At 66.8% G+C, this 24398-nt stretch carries 17 protein-coding genes; 10 read left to right on the top strand and 7 right to left on the bottom strand.

Annotated features, from left to right (window positions below; all coding sequences use genetic code 11):
* Positions 1-1091 (top strand): HNH endonuclease signature motif containing protein (locus tag GOACH_RS20115; protein WP_005178969.1); only part of this gene is annotated, 1091 nt, incomplete at its 5' end.
* 102 nt (positions 1092-1193) lie between these two features.
* On the opposite strand, the gene GOACH_RS20120 is transcribed toward GOACH_RS20115, so the two are convergent.
* Together GOACH_RS20120 and GOACH_RS20125 are read right to left on the bottom strand one after the other, a co-directional pair.
* Entirely contained in the window at positions 1194-3221 is a 2028-nt protein-coding gene (locus tag GOACH_RS20120; protein WP_040519300.1) for a CocE/NonD family hydrolase, read from the bottom strand.
* 159 nt (positions 3222-3380) lie between these two features.
* Positions 3381-4046, bottom strand: a complete 666-nt coding sequence (locus GOACH_RS20125; protein ID WP_005178974.1) for a YqgE/AlgH family protein — start codon at positions 4044-4046, stop codon at positions 3381-3383.
* 70 nt (positions 4047-4116) lie between these two features.
* Between GOACH_RS20125 and GOACH_RS20130 the strand changes: the two genes are divergently transcribed.
* The gene (locus GOACH_RS20130; RefSeq protein WP_005178985.1) at positions 4117-5481 is read left to right on the top strand and encodes an MFS transporter; all 1365 of its coding nucleotides are present in this window, start codon (positions 4117-4119) and stop codon (positions 5479-5481) included.
* On the opposite strand, the gene GOACH_RS20135 is transcribed toward GOACH_RS20130, so the two are convergent.
* Positions 5448-6005, bottom strand: a complete 558-nt coding sequence (locus GOACH_RS20135) for a hypothetical protein (protein ID WP_005178986.1) — start codon at positions 6003-6005, stop codon at positions 5448-5450. The genes GOACH_RS20130 and GOACH_RS20135 overlap by 34 nt on opposite strands.
* 127 nt (positions 6006-6132) lie before the next feature.
* Between GOACH_RS20135 and GOACH_RS20140 the strand changes: the two genes are divergently transcribed.
* On the top strand, positions 6133-7224 hold the full coding sequence (locus GOACH_RS20140) for an aminotransferase class V-fold PLP-dependent enzyme (protein WP_005178989.1): 1092 nt from the start codon (positions 6133-6135) through the stop codon (positions 7222-7224).
* Between the two features lie 151 nt (positions 7225-7375).
* Positions 7376-8308, top strand: a complete 933-nt coding sequence (locus GOACH_RS20145; RefSeq protein WP_005178992.1) for a diacylglycerol/lipid kinase family protein — start codon at positions 7376-7378, stop codon at positions 8306-8308.
* A 40-nt stretch (positions 8309-8348) separates the two neighbouring features.
* Here the strand turns inward: GOACH_RS20145 and GOACH_RS20150 are convergent, their stop codons facing one another.
* Entirely contained in the window at positions 8349-9812 is a 1464-nt protein-coding gene (locus GOACH_RS20150; protein ID WP_005178994.1) for a CCA tRNA nucleotidyltransferase, read from the bottom strand.
* 137 nt (positions 9813-9949) lie between these two features.
* Here GOACH_RS20150 and GOACH_RS20155 point away from each other — a divergent pair, with 137 nt between their 5' ends.
* From GOACH_RS20155 to murJ, 3 genes are read left to right on the top strand one after another with little or no spacing between them, the layout of a single operon-like run.
* A complete protein-coding gene (locus GOACH_RS20155) occupies positions 9950-11230 on the top strand; it encodes an NUDIX hydrolase (protein ID WP_005178996.1) in 1281 nt (426 codons plus the stop codon).
* Complete coding sequence (locus GOACH_RS20160; protein ID WP_005179000.1) at positions 11223-14252, top strand: DUF6049 family protein; 3030 nt, start codon at positions 11223-11225, stop codon at positions 14250-14252. The genes GOACH_RS20155 and GOACH_RS20160 overlap by 8 nt, the downstream gene beginning before the upstream one ends.
* Complete coding sequence (murJ, locus tag GOACH_RS20165; RefSeq protein WP_005179010.1) at positions 14249-18376, top strand: murein biosynthesis integral membrane protein MurJ; 4128 nt, start codon at positions 14249-14251, stop codon at positions 18374-18376. The genes GOACH_RS20160 and murJ overlap by 4 nt, the downstream gene beginning before the upstream one ends.
* Here murJ and GOACH_RS20170 read toward each other — a convergent pair.
* Entirely contained in the window at positions 18360-19286 is a 927-nt protein-coding gene (locus tag GOACH_RS20170; RefSeq protein WP_005179012.1) for a sterol desaturase family protein, read from the bottom strand. The two genes, murJ and GOACH_RS20170, sit on opposite strands and share 17 nt — an antisense overlap.
* Before the next feature lie 123 nt (positions 19287-19409).
* Between GOACH_RS20170 and GOACH_RS20175 the strand changes: the two genes are divergently transcribed.
* Together GOACH_RS20175 and GOACH_RS20180 are read left to right on the top strand one after the other, a co-directional pair.
* Entirely contained in the window at positions 19410-20099 is a 690-nt protein-coding gene (locus GOACH_RS20175) for a TetR/AcrR family transcriptional regulator (protein WP_005179015.1), read from the top strand.
* A 75-nt stretch (positions 20100-20174) separates the two neighbouring features.
* The gene (locus GOACH_RS20180; protein WP_005179019.1) at positions 20175-20603 is read left to right on the top strand and encodes a PPOX class F420-dependent oxidoreductase; all 429 of its coding nucleotides are present in this window, start codon (positions 20175-20177) and stop codon (positions 20601-20603) included.
* 6 nt (positions 20604-20609) lie between these two features.
* Here GOACH_RS20180 and GOACH_RS20185 read toward each other — a convergent pair whose 3' ends face one another.
* Positions 20610-22436, bottom strand: coding sequence for an alpha/beta hydrolase (locus tag GOACH_RS20185; RefSeq protein WP_005179024.1), 1827 nt, complete (start codon positions 22434-22436; stop codon positions 20610-20612).
* A 169-nt stretch (positions 22437-22605) separates the two neighbouring features.
* Between GOACH_RS20185 and GOACH_RS20190 the strand changes: the two genes are divergently transcribed.
* A complete protein-coding gene (locus GOACH_RS20190; protein WP_052004080.1) occupies positions 22606-23262 on the top strand; it encodes a CPBP family intramembrane glutamic endopeptidase in 657 nt (218 codons plus the stop codon).
* 34 nt (positions 23263-23296) lie between these two features.
* Here the strand turns inward: GOACH_RS20190 and GOACH_RS20195 are convergent, their stop codons facing one another.
* Positions 23297-24382: a GGDEF domain-containing protein gene (locus GOACH_RS20195; protein ID WP_005179032.1), complete on the bottom strand. Its 1086-nt coding sequence runs from the start codon at positions 24380-24382 to the stop codon at positions 23297-23299.
* Positions 24383-24398: the final 16 nt, after the last annotated feature.

Raw genomic sequence — 24398 nt, forward strand, 5'->3', positions numbered from 1 at the left:
AGGCTGACGCTGAGGTGGTGGCGCAGGCAGCCGCACGTGATCAACGCTCACAAGCCCAACGCAACCATGATGCCGTATCAGCGTTGCTGTCGCAGGTGGTTGATGCCGGTGTACTCGGCCGCTCACATCGTGGCCTGCCGATCCAGGTCATCGCCACCACCACCCTGGCCGAGCTGCAGGCACAGGCCGGGATCGCGCAGACCGCATCCGGCACCCTGTTACCGATCCCGGATCTGATCGCGATGGCCGCGCACTCGGCGAGCGGGGTGCAACCGTTCCTGGCGGTGTTCGCCGAGCACACCAGCGTGCCCTTGTATTTGGGGCGGTCGAAACGACTCGCCTCGCAGGGACAACGGTTGGCGTCGTTCGCGTCGGCGGGTGGGCGGATGTGTTCAGCACCCGGTTGTACCCAACCAGCCAGCCGGGTGGCGATGCACCACGCCGCCAAGGACTGGGCCCAGGGTGGGCGCACCGACATCGACCAGTTGGCCCCCGCCTGCGATGTGCACAACAACCGGGTCGGACCCAAGCCCGGCCAGTACACGACCCGCATCATCACCGACGGCCCCGACACCGGACGCGTCGCCTGGCGGTTGAACACCGCGCCCGGCATGCCACCCAACCCCGAACACATCAACCGCGCCGCGGACGTCGCCACCGACTTCCGCGACCACCTCGCCACCACACGCGCCCAAGCGTCTACCGCCGCGGCCGGCACCATCACCCACCTCTCCGACCGACGCCGCCGACACACACGAACAGACACAGATGCTGACACAGGGGCCGATGCTGTCGGTGCTGCTGTGCGGGAGAGTGTCGATCGCGGCGACGTGACCGCGTCGGCCGGTCGGAGTGGAGGACGTGGCAATCCCGGCAACCCGGCGACGCCCACAGCGATCAGCGTCGTCGATCACCGACTCCTGACAACGCTGCTCGACACCACACCCGAGCACGCCGATGACCGGCGCGTCGACATCACCTGGAACCCGCCCCGACCACTCGACCTCGACCCCGACCCACCTCCTGGCGGCGATCCACCCGGCGGCGAACCACCCGGCAGCGTCGACCCGCCCCTACCCGACGCCGCCTGACAGACCCGACCTGCCCCATCGAGCCACGGACCACCCCACACCCCGCCACCACTCCACGTGGCGGGGCACCGGTGGTTGCCCACCTCGTACCCGATGTCAGCCTCAGATACCAGCCGACACTGGAAGATTCACGAAGCTCGGCTGCGCAGGGTCGAGCATGATGTGCTGTGGTTTCAGGCCCGACTCGTTCAACAGCGGGCGGAGGGGAAGGCCACGCGGCATGTTCATGGCGAACACGTCGATACGTAGTCGATGACCGGCCGGGATTCGCGCTTCGGTTGGGAGTAGTCCGACGTCGAGGGTGACCGGCTTGCCCGGCGTGACCCGTTGGCGCGCAGCAAGAGTCATCGTGTACATCGGGTCGATGACATCACCGTTCGGCGCGAACTGCGATTCCGCCCGGTTGTAACCCCGCAGCGACGCCATCACCTGGCCCGAACTGATCACCTTCGAGGTCCCGTCTGGTGCGACGTCGTTCAGCGTCGCCGTCCAGTAGCCGTCGGTGGCATCCATGACGGTATTGAGGTGCAGGCTGCTGTAGCCCGACACCTGACGGGTGCTGTTCAGCGGAGCTGTGGTGAACGAAAGTGCTCCCCGCTCCGAGGTCCTTGCATCGTCTGAGCAACCCTGGAACACCGCGGTCAGACCTGCCATCTGCTGGGCGGAGTCACGCGAACACAGCGTCCACAATGTCGGAGATACGGTCATCGAACCCCGGGCCCCGGTGGCTGCAGGTGTCAGGGTGCCGTCGCCCTGCGCGTGGGGCGCAGTTCCGCTGCGACGGTTCGACAGATACAACCGCTGCCGGGTCATACCGTCACGCGGGAACTGTGACGCGCTGATCCAGCTGTCGCCCACCTGCTTCAGGTTGACAGGCCCGTACGAGTCGATCCCGTTGTCGATTCCCTTGAGCCACTTGTCGAACCACGCCTTCTGCAAGACGTCGAGTCGCGGTGGGGTGCCCGGCCGACCCTGCCCGCCACCGATCGTCATGTGGTAGCCGTCGCCCATCACCAGCTGTTTACGTCCGGGCGAGAGCGGGATCTTGTTGTACATCCGCACCTCGCTGTTGGTGAACAGATCGAACCACCCGCCGTAGATGAACGTGGGCGTGGTGATGCGCTCGGCATGGTCTAGCCACGATTGCCGGGGCTCCGAACCGGTTGTCAGTAGGTCCTTCAAATACGGGGGAACCGACGGGATGTCGGGGGTGGTGAGCCCCGCGATGAGCTCGGGATAGAAGGTCAACGGGTCTTTCACCCTGTCTGCCAGCCACTTCCAGTCGAATGTGCCGTTGAGCATCGATGCGACGTTGGGAATCATCTTGGTGCCGTTGACGAGGGTCAGCCACAACGGCAGAAAGCCCGCTCCGAGCGCTCCGCCGGGAGCGACAATATCGCGGATGAGGTCGCCACCGGGTTCGACGGGGAAGATCGCCTTCAACGCCGCGGGGCGTTTGTTGGCTGCCTGGATCTGATTGATCGCCGAGTACGACACGCCCGCCATGCCGATCCTGCCGTTCGACCAGCGTTGCTTGGCGGCCCAGTCGATCACCTCGGTGGTGTCCTGCTGCTCACGGCTCTGGAATACGTCCCAGACGCCCTGGGAAAAGCCGGTACCTCTGACATCGACGACCACCACTGTGTAACCGCTGCGCACCAGATCGAAGTCGGCCGAGAAGTTACGCGTCCCGCCGTCGCTGACGGTTCTCGCCAACTGGTTGATCCCGTCGATCGGCGTTCCACGCAGATTGATGGCCTTCGCGAGTTGCATCGCGTAGGGGGCAAGAACCGGATGCTGAAGCGCCTCCGACGCGACGGCGGTCACGAGCTTCGTGTACGGAGTCATGTTCACCACGACGGGTGTACGCGTCGCGACAGCCCTCCCGTGAGCGTTCGCAGGCCGATAGACATTGGCGCGGAGCACGGTTCCATCGCTCATGCGAATCGGGACGTCCCATTGGGTTGCCACACCGGCGTACGGATGGGCGCCGTCGTGTGACGCCTGCCAGCGTGCTGCCGCCCGACCGCCGTCGGGCGTCGACGCGTCCGCGACACCCGGCCCGGCCAACACCAGCACCGCCGCCGAGAGCACGGCGATCACCGCACCCCACCCCGTCGAACCTGACACACTTCGCAACCGACCGACCACCGGGACCCCTGACCGTTGAACGCATTGTGAGACGAACGCGTCGCAGACTATCAGCCCGCTGTGGCCCAGGTCACTTTCGGCCCCGTAGCCGCGCTCCGTCGCGGACCTCTGCAAGCCCGAACCCGAGCGCGCAAGCGATCAGTTCTGCTCGACGTCGATCGGATGCGTCGCGAGCAAGGGCATCGGCCAGGGCTGGCGACGCAGCACGTCGGCCCACACGTCGACGGTCGGAGGAGCCAGGAGATCTCGCGGAAGAGCCGAGGCCAGCAACCAGCTGTCCTGCGCCAACTCGGCGTCGAGCTGCCCGATCCCCCAGCCTGCGTACCCGGCGAAGATACGGACACCTTCGAGGACTTCTGCAAGGAGCTCTTCATCCGCGTCAAGGTCGACGAGAACCACTCGACCGTCGACCGGACGCAGCCCCTCGAACGCCTCGATCTCCACGCCGTGTTTCGCGACACCGAGGCACAACGCGGCGTCTTGCTTGACCGGCCCCCCGATGAAGAGTGCCTGCGGCGACGCCGCGAGATCGGTCCACTGCGGAAGAATGTTGTGGACCGCGGTCTGACTCATCCGGTTGAGGATCACCCCGAGGCTGCCGCCATCGTTGTGCTCGATGACATAGATGACCGAACGGGCGAACGTGGGCTCGGTCAGGTCCGTCGACGCGAGCAGCAACGTACCGGGCCGCACACTGTTTGCCGATTCCATGTCGCGGGCACCGGGGATGCCGCTGCCGCCCTCGGTTCCGTCAGAGTTCTCGGGTGAGAAATCGTCCGCGCTGTCACCACCCACGGTGACCATCATCTCATGCCACGTGCGCGCAGGTCGGTACTCTTGATCGGTGAGCTCCACTGCGCGCGACGGCCGTTCCGTGCGTGCTGCGTGGCGCGATCTCCTCGACTCGTTGCGCCGATCGCCCGGGCTCGGGCGGCTGCTCTCCGTACGCCTTGCGAGCCAATTGACCGATGGCGTGTTCCAGGCGGCACTCGTCGGCGGTGTGCTGTTCAATCCCGAGCGCCATGCCGACCCGCTCGCCGTCGCAGGCGGTATGGCGGTGCTGCTGCTCCCCTACTCGATCATCGGGCCGTTCGCGGGAGCACTGCTCGACCACTGGGATCGTCGAGCGGTTCTGTTGTACGCCAACCTGATTCGCGGTCTGATGATCACCCTGGTCGCAGTGGCCATTGCGACCGGGAGTCCCGACAGCGTCGTGCTGATCGGCGCGCTCGCAGTGACCGGCGCCAGCCGCTTCGTCGCGTCCGGATTGTCGGCAGGACTTCCCCACGTCGCGTCGCAGGACGTCATTGTCGCGACCAACGCACTGTTCACGACTCTCGGCGGCTTCATGTTGTCGGTGGGTGCCGTCCTCGCGATGGGGGTACGCCTCCTCGCAGGCTCCGACAACACAGGCAGCGCGACGACCATGATTGCGGCTGTCGTGATCGCAATTGTCGCGGCGTTCCTGGCGCGGGGCTTTCCGCGCCTCCAACTCGGTCCCGACCATCCCGACGATCCCGGCCGGTCTGCGGTGCACGCTGTCGCCGTCGGTCTGCAGCACGGTGCGATCGCCGTCGCGCGCTGTAGGCCGGTGGCCGCCGCGCTGTCGGCGATCGGCGCGCACCGCGTGGTGTTCGGCATCAACACGCTGATGCTGCTCGTCCTCGCGCGGCATTCGGGATCGGGCGACGGCCTCGACCGTGTCGGCGCCGTCGTCGCGTGCACCGCGGCAGGCGCGTTGGCCGCAGCCTTCATCACGCCGGTCGCCGTCGACCGGTTCGGCCGCAAGGCGACGCTCATCACCGCGCTGTCGGTCGGAGCCGTCGCCGAGGTGTCGTTGTTGTCGTTCGCGCCCGTCGTCTTCTGTATCTGCGCGGTCGTACTCGGGCTCATCGGACAGGTCGCGAAGCTGTGCGGCGACGTGTCGATGCAGGTCGACATCGACGACGCCGTCCGAGGCCAGGTCTTCTCAGTTCAGGACGCAGTCTTCAACATCGCTTATGTCGCGGCGATCGCCATCGCCGCCACCACGATCGCGCCCGATGGCCGGACCCCCGCGCTCGTCGTCGTCGCCGTGCTGATCTATGTGGCGGGTATCGTCGTCGTGCGTCTGGTGCATCCCGGGCGCGACGAGCTGCTCGGTGCGAGCCACCATGCCGCGGAGCACCCGCGCGACGAACGTCAGCCAGAACAGCACTCCGACTCTCACCTCCCGAACTCAGGCGCGTCGGCACCGTAGGCCGCGTCGGCGAGACCGTCTCCGTCGGAGTCGACGAGCACGGTGTCGAAATCGCCGTCACCGTCGGAATCCACGTAGAGCCGACGCCGCGTTCCCGACGCCGACACCTCGGCGTCGATCTTGCCGTCTCCGTCGAGGTCGAGCCGCCCGGACGACGGTTGGCGACCTGCGCGCGGTAACGGCTCGTCCTCGCCACCGGATTCTGATGCGCCGTCCGTCTTGCTGCCGTCCACCCCGCCGCCGTCCACCCCGCCCTGATCGACCGCGACATCCCACAGACCGCGGCCCGAGTCGCGATACAGCCGTTCCGGTCGGCCGTCGTTGTCGACGTCGAGAGCGGCGACATCGGCGCGGCCGTCGCCGTCGACATCCCACAGCGCATCGTCGGCGCGCCCGTCGCCGTCGAAGTCGATACTGACCGCGTCGTGTGTGCCATCGGAATCGAGATCGAGATCCGCGCGACTCGACCAGCGGCTCAACGTGCCATCGCCGGGTCCGAACACGTACTCGATCAAGGAATCCACGCGTCATCAGACGTTCTCGAATGCTCTGGGGTTCCATCCCCTGCGATCGATCTCGGCGCGCGCCGCGACTACCCCGTTCGCACTTCCCGCGATCCTTTCCGAGTTCGTGGCACGGTACGTTTTGTTCATGTATGTGAGCGAGCTGGGAGAGCAGTTCCACCGCGCTCGTCTCGAACCGGCGATCACACATCTCGACGCCGCATCGGCCGGGCGATCGTCGAACGCTGTCATCGGGACGGTGTCGGCGCACCTCTGGCGCGAGGCCGAGCGCGGGTCGTATGTCGCGGCCGACGACCGCGCCGCCGAGATCGCACGGGACAAACGCGACATCGCGCAACTTATCGGCCACACACCCGACGAACTGACCTACCGCGAGAGCGCTCGTGCCGCACTGCGCACGCTGCTGACCTCGTGGAGCCTGCCGATGGCGTCGACGGTCTGGGTGGCCAAGAACGAGTTCGGGCCCAATCTCGTGGAGTTCGAGCGGCGCGGCTACGCGGTCCGGCCACTCCCCGACGGCGACGTGTACGGGCACGTGGACACCGACGCCCTCGAGAACATGCTGCAGTTCGAGCAGCCCGATTTCATCCACGTCTGCCATGTCGGCTCCATGTCTGGTGCGGTGCAGCCCGTGGCCCGCATCGTCGAGATCGCACATCAGGTCGGGGTCCCGGTCGTCGCCGACATGGCGCAGGCCGTCGGTCACGTACCGACGGTCACCGGCGCCGACGTCGTCTATGGCACCAGCCGCAAATGGCTGACCGGCCCGCGCGGCGTCGGGTTCCTTGCCGTACGCCGTGACTCGCTGCGCCCGGTGGAGGTCGACGCCTCGCAGTCGTTCATCGCGGGCATGCTCGGCCTGGGCGTCGCGGTGTCGGAGGTGCTCCAGATCGGTCAGCAGCGGGTGTTTCGCGAACTCGCCGGGATCGGCCGGGCCACCCGTGAGCGGCTCGACGGAATCGGCAGTTGGCAGGTCCTCGAGCCGATCGACGAACCGTCGGCCATCGTCACCCTCGCCCCGCCGCCGGGCTTCCAGCGTGCCGACGTCCACCAGGCACGCGACAAACTGTTCGAACTCGGACTGCTGGTGACCGCAGCCGACTCGTGGCGCGCACCGCTGGCCGGCGAGTCGTCAGTACTGCGGATCAGTCCGCACCTCGACGTGACGCGCGAACAACTCGACCGGCTTGCCGACGCCCTTCGCACGATGGGTTACTGAGCGCGGCGCCCGAGCTATCGAGCGCGGCGCGCAGGTGACCGAACGCCGGACCCGGCGCGCGAGCACTTGCACGATGCGCTGAAGTCGGTCTGGCGACCCACCGGTGTGACCTGCCCCTTTGCTCCACACCGATGTGTCAGACTGTTTCTCGATGTCTGCGCGCCGAGAGAGCACGAGCACCGTCGGTCACCTCGCGATCGTTGCCAATCCGACGTCGGGTCACGGTTCGGCACAGCGCGTGCTGGAGGCCGCCACGGCCGTCCTGCGCGGACATGGCGTCAGCCACGAGGTCCTCATCGGCGACTCCCGCCAGCAGAGCGCACAACTCGCCGAAAGCGCTGCCGAACGCAAGGCGGACGCCCTCGTCGTCGTGGGTGGTGACGGAACGGTGCAGACTGTTCTGCGCGCTGTCTCCAGTCGCCGGCTGCCCCTCGGCATCATCCCCGCAGGCAGCGGAAACGATGCCGCGCGGATGCTCGACATCCCCGTCGACGACGTGGCCCGAGCGGTCGGGCTCATTCTCGACGGCCACACCCGTCGAATCGACCTCGGCCGCGCGTCGTTCTCCGACGGCACCGAGGAACTGTTCTGCACCATCGCCGCAACGGGATTCGACGCCGCTGTCGCCGAACGTGCCGGGGAGATCTCCTGGCCGAGCGGCCGAGCACTCTTCGCGCTGGCAGCCCTACGGCAACTACCCAAGCTCAACCGCCACCACTACCAGGTGCGTGTCGACGACGTCGAGGTCGAAACCGACGCCGCATTCACCGCGATCGCCAACAGTCCGACCTACGGGGCAGGCATGCGGATCGCACCCCACGCCAAGGTCGACGACGGGCTCTTCGACATCGTGATGGGCGCTCACCCCCGCCGCCTGCCCCGACTCGCACTCCTCCGCGGTTTGGCACAGCTGCTCTACGGCAGCGTCGAGAAGAACCCGCTGTTCACAGACATGCGGGGGCGGGAAGTAGAGCTCTACTGCGATCCGCAGGCGGATGTGTCGCTCGACGGCGAGATCGTCGGCTCGCTGCCCGGTGTCTTCGACGTCGTCGCCGAGGCCATCGACGTCTTCGCGCCGCACTGAGATCTGGGCACATCTCCGGCAACGCAGACCGGACGGGCGGTCAGGCCTCCCCGCGCTCGGCCCACCACTCGCGCAGCGCGGCGACGGCCTCCTCGTGCGAGAGGGGACCGCGATCAAGGCGCAACTCCTTGAGATACCGCCATGCCTGGCCGACGATCGGCCCGGCGGGTATCTGGAGGATCTCCATGATCGCGTTGCCGTCCAGATCGGGTCGCACGCGTTCGAGGTCTTCGGCTGCAGCCAACGCGGCGATCCGCTCCTCGAGGCTGTCGTAGTTCTCCTGCAGACGACGCGCTCTGCGCTTGTTGCGCGTGGTGCAGTCGGCACGCACCAGCTTGTTGAGGCGATCGAGCAGCGGACCGGCGTCGGTGACGTAGCGGCGGACAGCCGAATCAGTCCACCGTCCCTCCCCGTAGCCATGGAAGCGCAGGTGCAGGAACACCAGCGTTGCCACATCTTCGACGACGGCCTTCGGGTACTTCAGTGCGCGCATACGTTTGCGCACCATTTTCGCGCCGACGACCTCGTGATGGTGAAAGCTCACCCCGCCGTCGGGCTCGTGGCGTCGCGTCGCGGGTTTGCCGATGTCATGGAGCAGCGCCGCCCAGCGCAGTATGAGGTCGGGGTCGCCCTGCTCGAGGTCGATCGCCTGCTGCAGCACCGTCAGCGAGTGCTGGTAGACGTCCTTGTGCTGATGGTGCTCGTCGATGGTGAGCTTCATGCCCGGGACCTCGGGGAGCACGCGCTGCGCGAGCCCGGTCTCGACCATCACGTCGATCGCCTCGATCGGATGCTCACCGAGGATGAGCTTGTCGAGTTCGGTGCGCACACGCTCGGCGGTGATGCGGTTGATCTCGTCGGCCATCTCGGTGATCGCGTCGAAAACCCGTGGCGCGAGCCGGAACCCGAGCTGGGACACGAACCGCACCGCCCGCAGCATCCGCAGCGGGTCGTCGTTGAACGACTCCTGCGGCGTCGCCGGGGTGTCGATGATCCCGGCGAGCAGTGCGGTCATTCCGTCGAGCGGATCGTGGAACTCCGCCGGCCCGGTGGGACCGATCGCGACCGCCATCGCGTTCATCGTGAAATCGCGGCGCACCAGATCGGCTTCGAGTGAATCGCCGAACGTCACCTCGGGATTTCGGCCGACCCGGTCGTACTGATCGGCACGAAACGTCGTGATCTCGATCATCACGTCGCCCTTACGTGCCGAGATCGTCCCGAACTCGATACCGGTGTCCCAGATCGCGTCGGCCCACCCGGTCAGCAGGCGCGTGATCTCTTCCGGCCGCGCGTCGGTGGTGAAGTCGAGGTCGTTGCCGAGCCGCCCGAGGACGGCGTCGCGAACCGACCCTCCCACCAGGTACAACTCGTGGCCTGCGGTCGCGAACCGCTCGCCCAGCGGCGCGAGGACGTCGGAAAGTCCCTGCAACGAGACCGCGGCAGCGGCGAGCAGCCTGGTGCGGCGCTCGATGCGCGCGTTCGATGCGGTCGGGTCGGTCACGGCACGCCAGCCTACCGGCGCGGCCGCCGCACAAACATCTCGGCACCCACGCCGAACAGCCTTCTGACCGGTCCCGTTCCCGGCTCGCCCGGCGGCTGTGGGCAAACGGCAGGTGACCAGCGGCTAGCATCGAGTCTGTGTCCACCGAGTCCCCGACCAACCGTGCAGACGTCTCAGGCGACGTCTCTTCGGCTGGTCAGGGCGGTCCTTCGACGGGAAACTCCCCCGGTAGAGCGGGCGCCGATCCGGCGGGGAAATCCGTAGGCAACCCGGCAGCCGGCTCCGCCGGCAAACCCGGGCCGTCGCGCCGGTCGCGTCGAGGCCGTCGCCGACGACGCGCCCAGGACAACCGCCGCACCGAGAACTCCGGGACCGATCACCGTGCGGGCATCGAGCCCGCTCACAGTGCCAAGAACCCGAACCCCAAGAACCCGAACGCCAAGAACCCGAACGGCAAGAACCCCGACACGCAGCGAGACCGCCAGCGCAAACGTGCACCGTCTCCGGCAGATGTCGCTCGCGCCACATCCCGTTCACACCGCGTCGAAGCCGGTCTGGCAGATGCCGAGCCCGCCGATTGTGACGCGGAGACGTCGATCGAGGGCGCCCACGCCAAGGTCACGCCGCCCAAGCCGTCCGACATCGCGGTCGTCAGTGCACAGATCACCAAGACCGGCCTGGCCCACGCGTCGAACGGTCCCAAGCCGGGTCAGAACCGCAATCGACGACGCACCGCCCGCACCGGCGAACGCGGTGGCAGCCCCGACCGCTTGCAGACCGTCCGCGAGACGTCTGCCGGCGGGCTCGTGATCTCCGACCTCGAGCTGCCCGTCGACGAGCTGTCCGCGGCGCTGATCGGTCGTGTCGACAGACGCGGCAGGCTGATGTGGTCGCTGCCGAAGGGGCACATCGAGACCGGCGAGACCGCCGAGCAGACCGCGATCCGCGAGGTCGCGGAGGAGACCGGCATCCAGGGCACGGTGGTGGCGCCACTCGGCAAGATCGACTACTGGTTCGTCAGCGAAGGCAAACGCATCCACAAGACGGTGCACCACTATCTGCTGCGCAGCGTCGGCGGCGAACTCTCCGACGCCGATTACGAGGTCAGCGAGGTCGCCTGGGTGCCGTTGCACGAGTTGCCGCGGAAGCTCACGTACTCTGACGAGCGGCGATTGGCCCGGATGGCGCGCGGCGTGATCGCCGATCTCGCCGCCGACCCTGCGCGGTTGGCCCAATCCGAGGCCGAGAGCAGCCGCACCGAACCGAACGCATATGAGAGAGCCGCAGCCGCACGTAATCAGCGACGCAACGACGTCGGGCATCGCTCGGAGGTCAAGCGCCGCACGGACAGCCAGCCCCAGGCGCGGCCGCGCCGACGGCGCAGGCGTCCACGGCGTCCTGCGTCCGGGGATGCGTGACGTCCTGCGTACTGGTGTTTCACGGCGCCCGCGTGCCTCTGTCGTCACCCGTGCGCGCGTTCTGCTCGCTCTCGTCGGCGTGGTCATCCTGGCGGCACTGTGCGCTGCCCCAGCGTCCGCCGCACCCGGTACGGGAACCTCGGATGGCGCAGCGTCGTCGTCAGACGACCAGCGTTTCGCCTCCGTCGTGATCGACACGCTGACCCCGTCGTTGGTCACCACCACATCGGGCCCTGATCTCACCATCGAGGGGCACGTACGCAACACCAGTTCGCGCTCGATCAAAGACCTCAGCATCCGTCTCGAACGCGGCGACGCCGTGCGTGACGCCGCCGGGCTGCGGAGCAGTCTCGCCGTGGCTCATCCGCCGATCGCCGTCGCCGGTCGCTTCCGCGCCCTCACCGACGAGCTCGCTCCCGGTGCCGAGGTCTCGTTCCGACTCAACATGTCCCTCTCGGGCGAGTCGGGCATGCAGATTTCGCAGACCGGCGTGTACCCGCTGCAGGTCAACGTCAACGGTGTCCCCGACTACGGATCGATGGCGCAGGTAGCCGGATCACGGACCCTTCTCCCCGTCCTCTCTCTACCGCCCGATAAGGACCGCGCGGCCCAATTCGACTCATCGGGGCTCGACGGGACGGGACTCGGTTCGACGGGACCGGATTCGACGTCGGGCAGCAATGGTGGTCTCGGGGCCGACGGTGCGGTCTCGGCCGATACCTCTGACCCCGCGCGTATCACCATGCTCTGGCCCCTGGCAGCACCCCCACAACTCGCGGCAGGCGGGTTGGGCGGCGGAACCGAGCCCGTGCGCCTGATCAGTGACGACATGGCGCGCTCCCTTCGAGATGGCGGCCGGCTGCATGAGCTGCTCGAATCCGCCAAGAATGCGATCGGCACCTCCGATTCCGATGCCGGGCAGGACGACGCCGGTGGCGCAAACGCCGGCGCGTCGTCGAGCGGTTCCGGTTCACAGACATCGGACTCGGGCACGCCGGGTTCCGGAACGGGCGCATCGGGAGCACAAACACAGGGCGCAGGCTCATCGGAGGCCGGGACGCCGGGTCCCGCCGCGGCGGGGCCCGGGGAGTCGTCGACGACATCCGGTGCAGCCCCGACCTCCGACCTGCAACGAAGCATGTGTCTTGCCGTCGATCCCGATCTGTTGGTGACCATTCGCGCAATGTCGATGGGCTACGTGGTGGCCAGCGATCCGTCCGACCCCACGTCGCGGACCACGCCCGGCACCGGGAGTGACGCCGCCTCCCAGTGGCTCACCGACCTTCGTGGTGTCGCGGCACGGACCTGTGTCGTCGCCCTACCGTTCAGCCAGGCAGATCTGGCCTCGCTGGCCCGCATCGACCGTTCCGGGCTGACCTCGGCCACACTCGACACCCCCGCCGACGTCGTCGACGCAATCCTCGGAGTCCGCAGTGTGCGGGGACTGACCATCCCCGCGCTCGGTGCCGTCGATCAGTCCGGAAGTGAGTTGCTGCGCCGGTCGGGGCATCCCAGAGTGCTCGTCGCCGGTTCGTCGGTCGATCCGACCGGCGCTCCCACTGCGTCCGGCCTCTACAACGCGGGCGGTCTGCAAGCTCAGACCTACGACTCGTCGGTCAGCGCCGCACTCGGCGCGGTGGGCACGGGTCCGCTGGTCACCGCGCTCACGCCGCCGAGCCAGCAGGTCGATCTTGCCGACGAGTCACCGACCAGCAGACGCCAGGCCGCCGTCGCTGCGCTGGCGTTCCGGTCGATCGCGACACCCGGATCGAGCGCAGGCGATGGAACCGATGCCGGCACCGCAACCACGAACACCGCAACGACGAACACACCGGTGACGAACACAGCCGGCCGCGCAGAGGTCGTCATGCCGCCGACCTACTGGTCTGCCACCGCCGACGACGCCAACGCTCTGTTCTCCACGGCGACGGTCCTGTTCGGCTCGCGCGCGGCCACCCCCGCCCCGTTGGACGACCTGGTGAATCGACTCGGCGCGGCGTCGGCACCCGCGCGCCTGATCGATCCGCCCGGCGTCGGCCCGATATCGCAGATAGGACCCGCGCTCACCGATCGAACCATCGACTCGATCCGGTCTGCGGCAGACGAATCATGGCGCCTTCAGGGAGCGCTGGTCGATTCGACCGACGTCGACGCCAGCCCGGAGCGATACATGTCCCAGTTGCGTGAGGATCTTCTCCGCTCGATCCGCTCGCCCGACGAGAACAATTCGACCACCAGAACGCGGCTCGCCCGAGAACGTCAGCAGCGGATCGCCGCGGTGCGCGCGACTCTCGACCGAATGCACGGTTCGGTCGACATCCTCGATCCCGGCGGCCGATACACGCTCGCCTCGGAGCGCAGTCCGCTGCTGCTCGTCGTGCGCAACGACCTCGCACTACCGATCAGGGTCCGGATCACCACGACGGCCCCGAAGGATCTCGAGATCGGAGACGTCGGGGTCGTCGAGATCCCCGCCCGCGGCACCCGGCAGATCCAGTTGCCGACGCATGCGCAGTCATCCGAGGCGATGACGGTGACGATCGGCATGTCGACGGTGACCGGCGTGACACTCGGTGCGCCCATCAAACTCTCGGTGTACTCCAACGCCTACGGGAAACCGCTGTTCATCGTCACGATCTGCGCAGCCGTCGCGCTGATCCTGCTCACGGCACGCCGGTTGTGGCGGCGGTTCCGCGGCAGGCCGGACCCCGCCGACGAGGACAGACCCGAGCCCGACGAGCTCGAACGCATGCTCGCCGCGAGCACGTACCAGCAACGGCGCCGTACCCTCCAACAAGAGGAAGCACTCATCGAGGCGACCGAACCGCGTGACGGTGACAGGCTCGCGGGTGAACTGCCCGACGGGGAGACCCCCGAAACCGGCCGGGCCGAGTTGGCCGGCGACCACAACGAGGGCTACGAGAACGAGAAGAACCGGGTAGGCGGGGAGCAGCCAGGTACCGAGACGGCGAAAGACAGCGGGACGGCAAAGGACAGCGGCACGGACAGGACGGGTGCATGAGCGATCGAGGACAACGAGGCGACGGCCGAGACCCACGCGCCCCCCGCGATCCCGGCATGCGCGATCCCGGGGTGGGTCCTGCGCCATTGAACGGGCCGGTCGGCGCGCGTCCGCCGCTGTCGGGTCGCGCCGCTCCCCGCGTGATCCCGCCGACACGCTCCGACATCCCGCGTTCGACGCCGCGCGACCCGCGCCCGTCCCGTGATCTACCCCCGCACCGTGACAGCGCGCACGAGCGGCCCCGCGACAACGCGCCTCAGCCGGGTGCTCAGCCGCGACGTGGCGCCCAACCGCGCCGCGGCACCGAACCTGTGCGCCCGGGACGCCCCCTGCGCGAGGCCAAACCGTCGACGACGTCACGGCGGTCTGATGCGCGCAGGGAGGTTCCGCCAAACCCCCAGGCGGCCCGCGGCCGGACGCCCACCGCGACCGTGCCGCGTAGCGCCGGCAGCTCGACCGACGCCTCTCGCCCGAACGACGCCTCGTCGTCGCCGACGGGCCTCGCGCGCGACTCCGACGAGAGCATCGTCAAGACCTCCGGCTCCATCGCGCTCGCCACTCTGACCAGCCGCGTCACCGGTTTCGTCCGCACCGTTCTGGTGTTGGCGATGCTCGGTCCCGCGATAGCCTCGGCGTTCCAGGCGGCGTACGTGCTGCCGAACATGATCGCCGAGGTCGTACTCGGCGCAGTGCTGACCGCGATCGTGATCCCGACCCTTGTCCGTGCGGAGGCCGAGGACCCCGACGGCGGTCGCGGCTTCATCAACCGCATCTTCACGCTGGCGCTGTGCACACTGGGCGCCGCGACGGTGATCGCGCTGATCGCCGCTCCCCTGCTCACCTACCTCAATGTCGGCGATGGGGATGTCAACAGACCGCTGACGACAGCACTCGCCTATCTGCTGCTGCCGGAGATCCTCTTCTACGGGCTCTCGGCGCTGTTCATCGCGATCCTGAACATGAAGGGCCTGTTCAAACCCGGTGCATGGGCGCCGGTGCTGAACAACGTCGTGCAGATCGCCACGCTCGTCCTGTACGCGCTGATGCCGGGCGAGATGACCCTCAACCCGGTCAGAATGTCCGAGCCCAAGCTGCTCGTCCTCGGTATCGGCACCACGCTCGGCGTTGTCTTGCAGGCGTCCGTATTGCTCCCCTGGCTGCGCCGTGCCGGGGTGCAGCTGAAACTCCAATGGGGCATCGACGCGCGGCTGCGCGCCTTCGGCCGTCAGGCCGTCGCGATCGTCGGCTACGTAGCGGTACTGCAGGTGGGCCTCTTCATCACCTACCGGATCGCGTCTCACGCCGACTCGTCGGGCATTTCGATCTACAACACTCATTGGCAGTTGCTGCAGCTGCCCTACGGCGTCCTCGGCGTGACGATCCTGACGGCGATCATGCCGAGGCTGTCCCGCAACGCGGCAGCCGACAACCGCGATGCCGTCGTCGACGATCTCTCGCTCGCCTCGCGTCTCACGATGGTCGCGCTGGTTCCGACCGTCGCGTTCATGACGTTCTTCGGTCCGGCCATCGGCATCGCGATCTTCAACTTCGGCAAGTTCGACGCCGCCGCGTCGTCCCAGCTCGGCTCTGTACTCGCCTGGGGCGCTTTCACGCTCATCCCGTATTCGATCACGCTCGTGCAATTGCGCGTCTTCTACGCCGCGCAGGATGCGTGGACGCCGACGTGGATCGCGCTCGGCATCACCGTCGTCAAGGTCGCGGCGTCGTATCTGGGTCCTGTCCTGTTCTCCGATCCGCACCTGGTGATCCGGTGGCTGTCGCTGTCCAATGGTCTCGGATATCTCGCAGGCGCCATCGTCGGCCACTTCCTCCTCCGAAAACGACTCGCCTACCGACGCCTCGAAGGTGTTGCGCGCACAACGATCGTGACTCTGATCGTGTCCGTCGGCGTCGCTGCCATCGTGTGGGGTATCGCCGAGCTGTCGGGGCTGCACTATCTGGGGACCGCCGAGGGCAAGATCGGCTCGCTCGTCTACCTCGTCCTCACCGCCGTCGTCGTACTCGGTGTGACCTACGCCGGACTGTCCGCTGCGGGCCTGCCCGACGTCGTTGCGATCGGCAATTCGGTACGGCGCCTGCTTGGTCGGTTCATCCCCGCGCTCGCACCGCCTGCCGGTGAGGTCACGGAATCGACGCCGACGATCACGGTTCAGTTTCCGCGGGTCACTGCCGACGAATCGCTCCCGTACTCTGGTCAGGTACAGGTGATCCGGCGATTCGACCGTGGTACCGCGACCTGGCAGTCGTACGCGGTACACAGCGGAGGTGCCGCCGGAGGTCGGGGTCTCGAGGTCCCCTCGCAACCGCGTGAACCACGAGATATTCGGTATCGGAGAAGAGGAGTCCGACGCGTGACTGACAGCGGCGTGACTGAGAGCAACGTGACCGACGGCGACGTCACCGAGAGTGCTCTCGAGACCACCCACCGGCCCGAGACGCCCTCCGGCAACGCACACGAGCGGCCCGGACCGGACGAACCCGCCACGGCACACGAACGGTCGGCGTCCCCGGCCCGCGAGGCCGCGCCCGACCCAGATCGTCCCGAATTCATCGGAGCGCCCGTGCGGCGCGGCCCGCGCCTCGTGCCGGGTGCCGCCGTCGCCGGTGGCCGCTACCGCCTCCTCGACACGCACGGGGGAACGCGCGGACTCCAGTTCTGGCGCGCGCAGGACATCAACCTTGACCGCGAGGTCGGTCTGACATTCGTCGACGCCGAGCAACTCGCACCACCGCCCGAGCGCGGAGAACAGCCCAGCGCAACCGATTCCGGCCCGCAGGGAGTGCTCACGCGCACTCTGCGGCTCGGCCAGATCAGCTCCGCGGGCGTCGCACGCGTCCTCGACGTCGTGCGCGGATCGTCCGGCGGCATCGTGGTCACCGAATGGGTCCCCGGCTCGTCATTGGCCGACGTCGCACGCTCGGGTCCCTCCCCCATCGGCGCCGCACGCGCGGTTCGCGCACTCGCCGCCGCCGCTGAAGCCGCACACCGATCCGGCGGTGCTCTCTCCATCGACCACCCCGATCGGATTCGGATCAGCACAGACGGCAACGCCGTTCTCGCCTTCCCGGGAACCCTTGCAGGCGACGACAAGTCGTCCGACGTGCGCGGCCTCGGCGCGGTGCTCTATGCGCTGCTCCTCGCACGCTGGCCGCTCGACGGCCAGACCGGACACGATCTGGTCACCACTGCAGACACGACGACGCCCGTCGGCGGGCTCCCCATCGCATCGCCCGGGCCCGACGGCGAGCCGATCGATCCACGAGAGGTCAAGTCCGACATACCATTCGAGATCTCCGCTGTCGCCTCACGTGCACTCGACGGCGCCCGCGGTATCCGCACCGCGGGTACCGTGCAGCACGTCCTCGACCAGGCGACGGTCGTCGATCTCCAGACGGACATGCTGCCGGCCATCAACAACGACGAGCCGCCCGTCCGGATCGGCACGCACGAACCGTCCACGGCTTCGGCGGCCCGCAAACGCAACGTCGGATTGCTCGCAGGCGCGGCCCTGCTCGCCCTGTTCGTCGTCATCGCGCTGATTGTCTGGGCCACAGGCGTTTTCGGTGGTGACGATGGCGACACCAACATCAATTCGATCCTTCCCACCACGTCGGCGCCCGCCTCGCCGGGCAACCCTGCGCCGCCGGCGGCAGCTGCCGGTTCGGCCATCCCCCTCAACGCGATCTCACTCGTCGACTTCTCGGGCCAGCCGCCGGACAACTCCGTCAATCTGCAGAACGTGATCAGCGGTGCCGCTCCCCCATGGCGTAGCGATAGCTACCGCGGCTCAGCCGCGTTCGGGGGTCTCAAGAACGGCATGGGTCTCATGTTCGATCTGGGCAGTGACCAGAGCGTCAAGACCGTCACCGTCAAGTCCCCCACACCGGGTTTCAACGTCGAGATCCGCACGGCGCCATCGGCAACGCCGACGCAGGCCCAGACGTCCACAGTCGCTTCGGGGACAGTCGATTCGGCCAGCACCACGCTGACCGTCGGGGACCCACAGCCCAGTCGCTATGTCATGGTGTGGCTCACCTCGCTGCCCGCGTCGGGCAATGGCAGCTACCAGGTGCAAATCGGCCAGGTCACGATGTCGCGCTGACCTTCGTGTCGTCGGCCTCTTCTCCAGCGGCTGCCGCCTGAGCAGACGGCGCCCAGCCCGGCGGCCCGAACACATAGCCCAGCCGCGCACGCCACCCAGCTGCGCTGCGCACATCTCGAGCGATGCTCGCGTACTCATGGGTCTGCAGTGTGACGATATTGTACGTGCCGACGGGCTTGGTGAGTCCGTAAGTCGGGCGGTGGATTTCGGGTTGGAACGAGCCGAACAGCCGATCCCAGATGATGAGGGTGCCGCCGTAGTTTCGGTCGAGGTACTCCGGATCACTACCGTGATGCACTCGATGATGCGACGGCGTGTTGAACACGAATTCGAAAGGGCGCCACATCTTGTCGATGCGCTCGGTGTGAATCCAGAACTGGTAGACCAGGTTCAGCGAATACGAGGCGAACACCAACGCCGGAGGCACACCGAGAAGGGGGAGTGGCAACCACATCACCAGCGCCGCACTGATATTCCACTTCTGGCGCAACGCTGTCGCAAAGTTGAAGTATTCGCTCGAGTGATGCGCCTGATGCGTTGCCCACACCAGTCTGACCCGATGCGACACACGATGCGACCAATAGAACAGGAAGTCGACGCCGAGGAAGGCGACGGCCCACGTGTACCACGCGGTGGCCGGGAGATGCCACGGTGCGAGATAGGCGAAGATTGCCGTGTACACCAGCAATCCCAGCAGCTTCCAGACTGCGCTGGTCGCGATCGACACGACGCCCATCGACAGACTCGCCCTGGCGTCGCGCTTCTCGTAGGCGCCCCGGGGCGGACGGCCATCGCCGTCGGCGTCCTCGAGTTTCCACGCCGCGAACCACTCGATGGCCAGCATCGTCACGAAGAACGGAATGGCCAGAACCGTCGGTTCTCTCATGGGATCGGGGAGTAGGTCGAGCATGGTGGTGTCACCTCCGGTCCAGCCATCTGACACGACCGTGTGTCAGATTCATGTTGACACAGTATCGTGTCAGAAGAGCGCTGTCCATGCCGCGACACGCGCCCGCCCACCAGAGAGGAATCCGTGACCCTCGAGACCTCCGCGACCACAACCTCCGCGACCACAACCTCCGGACGGCTGTACGCCGGTACGGCACCCGAGCAGCGGCAGGCCAGGCGTCGAGCCGCGTTTGTCGACGCAGGACTGAACCTCTTCGGGCGGGACGGCTTTCGGCAGGTGTCTGTCAAACGATTGTGCGACGAGGCGGGCCTCACCCAGCGGTATTTCTACGAATCCTTCTCCGACCGCACAGCGCTGCTGGCCGCGGTGTACGACCATTGCGTCGAGATCTGCCGTACCGCAGTGGGGGAGAGCATCGTCGCGGTCGCCGAGATCAATGCGGATGCGCAGCACGATCAGCGCCTCGTGGAGCTGACCCGAGCCGCACTCGACGCCCTGCTGGGCTGTCTCACCGGCGACCGTCGGATGGCGCGCATCATGCTCGTCGAGGTCGTCGGGGTCGACGCCTCGCTCGAGCGCCTGCGTATGGACGCCATCCACGCGTGGGCCGAGCTCGCCATGCACGTCGCATTCGGCGACGACCAGCGACCTCCGCGATTCCGGCTCGCCGCGGTCGGATTGATCGGGGCTCTCACCCAGCTTCTCGTCGACTGGTACATCGCGACGGATGCTGGAACTCCCGCCGCGGAGGTCTCCGACATCCGGGACGTCTGCGTCGACATGTTCATCGCGACATATCAGCGATTGACCTGACACCCGACCTACCCTGAATGGCGACCTGCCACCTCCACCGGAGCCGGGCATCACCGCACGAAAGGATTCTGCCTCATGTCCACCGCTGAGCTGACCGACCGCGCCGTCGAATTCCTCTCCACCGGAACACGAACAGGCAAGATCGCGTGGGTGGCCAAGGACGGGCGAGCGCTGGTCACGCCGATCTGGTTCATTGTCGAAGACGGCACGCTGGTGTTCAACACCGGCGAGGACACGTCGAAAGGGCGTGCACTGCAGCGTGATCCACGTGCGACGATCGTGGTCGACGACGAGCGGCCACCCTTCTCGTTCGTGCAGGTCCAGGGCACTGTGACATTCGACGACGACCCGTCGGACCTGCTCCGCACCGCGACTGCCATCGCCGAGCGCTACATGGGCCCCGAACTCGCCGAACAGTTCGGCAAGCGCAACGCCGTACCCGGTGAGGCCGTCGGGCGGCTCACCCCCACCAAGGTGATCGCCGCTTTCGACGTCGCCGACTGATCGAGATCAGCCGTCGCGGTGCAGTCGCGGCTCGAGTTGCTGCGTCTTCTCATCCGTCCACCCCGGCGGCTGCAGAATGCGCGACCACGCATAGGGAATCGCCGACTGATAGTTGTGTCCGTGTCCGTCCGGCACATCAACCGAGACGGCCATGTCTGCCGACACCTGGAGGAACGTGACGAACGGAATCCAGTGTGTCGCACCGATGACGTCTCTGCCACGCTGCTCTTTGAGCCAATCCGGTTCGCGCAGAATGAGTTGCGGCGACCACCACGCAATCGGGTCGGACGCGTGCTGCAGGTACACCATGCGCGAGAAGTCCCACGGTGCGTCGGGCCGGGCGAGGTCCTTCTGCTCGGCGATGAATCGCACCTGCCTGCCGTGGTTATAGATCGGAAGCCACTGCGGTGAGCCCTTGTCGCGGCCGGCGGTCGCGTCATTCCATAGCGTGTTGCTGAACGTCGGGCCCGAGAGCAGAGCGCCATCGGTACGCGCCGTGACCGTCGGCACGGTGCCGAAAGCTGCTTCTGCGCCGAAGGATCCGAGGCTCTCCCCAAAGACGACCAGCTTCGGACGCTCCGCTTCTGGCAATTCGCGCACCTTCGCGTCGACCGCCTCGAACAGCGCTGTCCCCGCCTGCCGTGCACGCTCCTTGTCGACCAGAAATGAGATCCAGCTCGGCAGATACGAGTACTGCATCGCCACCGTGGCGACGTCGCCGTTGTACATGTACTCCAGCGAATCGATCGTCACCTTGTTGAGCCACCCCGAGCCGGTCGTCGACCCCACCGCGATCACCTTGCGCTTCAGACCGCCAGTACGTACGAGTTCGTCGGCGGCCAACTCGGCGTTGGCGCGCAGGTCATCGCCCGAACCGAGTCCGACGAATGCCCTGATCGGCTCCATCGCGGGCTGCTTGTTGAACTCCGACAACTCCGCGACATCCGGCCCGCCGGAGACGATCACGCGTCCCTCCCGACCGAGAGACTCCCACGTGACCAGCGATCCCGGGCCACCCGAGCGTAACCCGGAGGTCGGGGGAGAGGTATTGGGTCGGACCTCGTCGTTGGCGCTGGCAAAGCTGCTGTTGAGCGCTCTCATCGAGTACTTTGCGACGACGCCGTTGAGGATGAAAACCGTGAGCAGGGCGACAACGAGCAGGCCTGCGACCGCCGCGACACGTGGCGGAGCGATCTTGTCGAGTTGGCGTACCAACCATTTCAGCAAACTCGCCCATGCCTGCCCTATCACCATCAGCACCGCGAAGACCAGCAGCGCGAACACCACGATGATCGGATACGCAGTCCAGGAGAGATTTTCGACGCCCATGAGATTACGAATCTCGTTCTGCCACCTCGAGTACCAGTACAGCATCACAACAGTTCCGATCAGCGAAACGAAACCCAGTGCGAGCCAATAGTTCCGCTTCGGCGACGGCCAGCGTTCCGATCGAGACAACATGAACCGAACCAGCCACGCGATGAAGGCACCGACGCAGTACCCGACGGCGGCTGCGCCACCCGACACGATGCCTTGGAACAGTGGCCCGCGGGGGAGTAGTGACGGCGTCGTCGACAACCACAGGAAGATCGTGCCGAAGATGAGCCCGGCAAAGCTGATCCGGTGCGCATAGTCAGATGCCGCGCGGCGTAGCCTCGCAGACTTTCCAGAGGTGGGCGGAGAGTCTTCTGCCGACGACGTGTCGGGTGAGGATGCGGCGGGGGAGCCTGTGGTCTCCGGCGAGGAATCGTCTGAATCACGTCGCGTCTCGTCGCGGGCACTGTCCGTCGGCGACGGATCGCGCTCGGAGCCGGTCGCTGAATGTTCTGGCACCTGGGCACCCTTCAGGGTCGTCGGACATCGATGTGACTCGTGAATCCTAAACCTGTGCGACCCTACCGTGGTGAGCCGCGACGATCCTGCGTCAGCAGAGGACGCCGACGCGTCGACTTCGCAGGAGCGGCGTCGAATCTGGTTGGTGCCCGTCATCGGTGCTGCAATCATGGTGACCGCCCAGATGTGCGCCCACTTTCTTCACTTCCCGGGCGTCGACTGGTTGGTGACCGCCGCTGCAGTGGTGGCGGTCTCCATCGCCCTCGCGGCGGGACTCACCCACGAAGACCTAGGGCTCGGACGCGCCGGACTGCGTAAGGGCGGGCGATACGCGCTGGTCATCGTGGTTGCGGTGGCGATCATCGTGGTCGTCGGCGTCGCCATTCCCCCGACCCGCGAACTGTTCCAGAACGACGCCTATCGCGATCTCGGACATGCACTGCTCGCTGCGTTCATCGTGATCCCGTTCCAGACCGTGCTTCCCGAGGAGCTGTTCTTCCGGGGAGTGCTGTTGGGCTCACTGCGTCAACTGACGACCCCTGTGCGCGCCCTGCTCATCCAGGCAGTGCTCTTCGGCTGCTGGCATGTCATCACCTCGCTCGGCCTCACCGCAGGAAACGCGGGTCTGTCCGACCTGTTCGGCCACAGCGTGTTCGCGCAAGCGATCGGGGTCGCCGGGGCTGTCGGGATCACCGCGGTCTCGGGTGTGCTCTTCGGCTGGCTGCGCGTGCGCAGCGACAGCTTGCTCGCCCCGATCGCGCTGCACTGGGCCGTCAATGGCATCGGCGCTGTCGGAGCCGCATTGGCGTGGCGATTCGGAGGCTAGGGGGCCCGCCCGCGTCTCGCATCGCCTCTGAGTTCTACTCGCCGCCTGGGTTGCGGCTGCGCTTCGTCGCGTACAGGGCGCCATCGGCCAGCGTCAACAACGTCGACAAGACCGCCGAAGGGTCCTCGCCCTGGTCGCCGCCGGGTGCAGTTGCCCAGCCGACGGACACACCCGTTCCCGCTGCCGACTCCAATGCGCGCTCGAGGCGGTCCGCTAGTCGCCTCACGAGTTCATCGGATGCCTCGGGAACAAGCACAACGAACTCATCGCCACCGATGCGAGCTGAGATCATCGGATACGAGACTTCTTCTCGAAGAACTCCTGCCGCGGCAACCAACACTGCGTCGCCTCCACCGTGACCGAGGGTGTCGTTGATTGCCTTGAAGTGGTCGATATCGATGAGGAGAAGTGCAACGATGCCGGGGCTCGACTCGATCAATCGGTGGGCCCGACGTTCGAAGGCGCGGCGGTTCGCCAGCCCGGTCAAGGGATCCGTCGACGAGATCCTGAAACTGCGCCCGATAGCGAATCGGATATCGGCGCTGTGCGCACCGATCAGGACCACCGTCCCGTTCACCACGAACAGCATCACGCAGGCGCGCAGTACACCGTTACCCACATCCATACCGCCGCGTTCGACGGCAGCGACCGCGAGAGCACAGATCACGACCGAACTGAACACCACGTGGGCGACCGTCGCCCTTATTCGCAGGAAGTGGCTTGCATAGGCGCCGGTGACCGCGTAGAGCGCCGTACCGAAGAGGGCCAACTCTCCACTACTGAATGTGACCAGCACGAGCAGCAGGCCGAGGTCGGCGTACATCACGAACACCTCTGGCCCATAACGTATTCGGGTCCTGTTGGACCACCACACCGACCCGAGATGCATCCGCGCGACCATGAAGCTCACGGGGATGCACGTCGCGCAGGTGGCAATCGTGACGATTCTCGGAGCGCCGGGACCCGGCCCGCCCGTCACGAATATGGAGGCAACTCCACCGATGCCGAACATCAGTACGTACGCGGCAATCGCATATCGAAAGAGAGCTTCACGAATGTTCAGTTCGTCGAGTACTTCGCGTTGCTCTCGACGCCGTCGTGGAGAGTCGGCCACCATCATTGTTGCGCTTCCTCGA

The organism is Gordonia aichiensis NBRC 108223 (assembly GCF_000332975.1).
GTDB classification, from domain to species: domain Bacteria; phylum Actinomycetota; class Actinomycetes; order Mycobacteriales; family Mycobacteriaceae; genus Gordonia; species Gordonia aichiensis.

Coding starts and splice junctions, on each gene's coding strand:
- GOACH_RS20125 (WP_005178974.1), bottom strand. CDS start 4,046: ATGGTCACCGTGGGTGGTGACAGCGCGGACGATTTCTCACCCGAGAAC.
- GOACH_RS20140 (WP_005178989.1), top strand. CDS start 6,133: ATGTATGTGAGCGAGCTGGGAGAGCAGTTCCACCGCGCTCGTCTCGAA.
- GOACH_RS20145 (WP_005178992.1), top strand. CDS start 7,376: ATGTCTGCGCGCCGAGAGAGCACGAGCACCGTCGGTCACCTCGCGATC.
- GOACH_RS20160 (WP_005179000.1), top strand. CDS start 11,223: ATGCGTGACGTCCTGCGTACTGGTGTTTCACGGCGCCCGCGTGCCTCT.
- murJ (WP_005179010.1), top strand. CDS start 14,249: ATGAGCGATCGAGGACAACGAGGCGACGGCCGAGACCCACGCGCCCCC.
- GOACH_RS20170 (WP_005179012.1), bottom strand. CDS start 19,286: ATGCTCGACCTACTCCCCGATCCCATGAGAGAACCGACGGTTCTGGCC.
- GOACH_RS20180 (WP_005179019.1), top strand. CDS start 20,175: ATGTCCACCGCTGAGCTGACCGACCGCGCCGTCGAATTCCTCTCCACC.
- GOACH_RS20190 (WP_052004080.1), top strand. CDS start 22,606: ATGGTGACCGCCCAGATGTGCGCCCACTTTCTTCACTTCCCGGGCGTC.
- GOACH_RS20195 (WP_005179032.1), bottom strand. CDS start 24,382: ATGATGGTGGCCGACTCTCCACGACGGCGTCGAGAGCAACGCGAAGTA.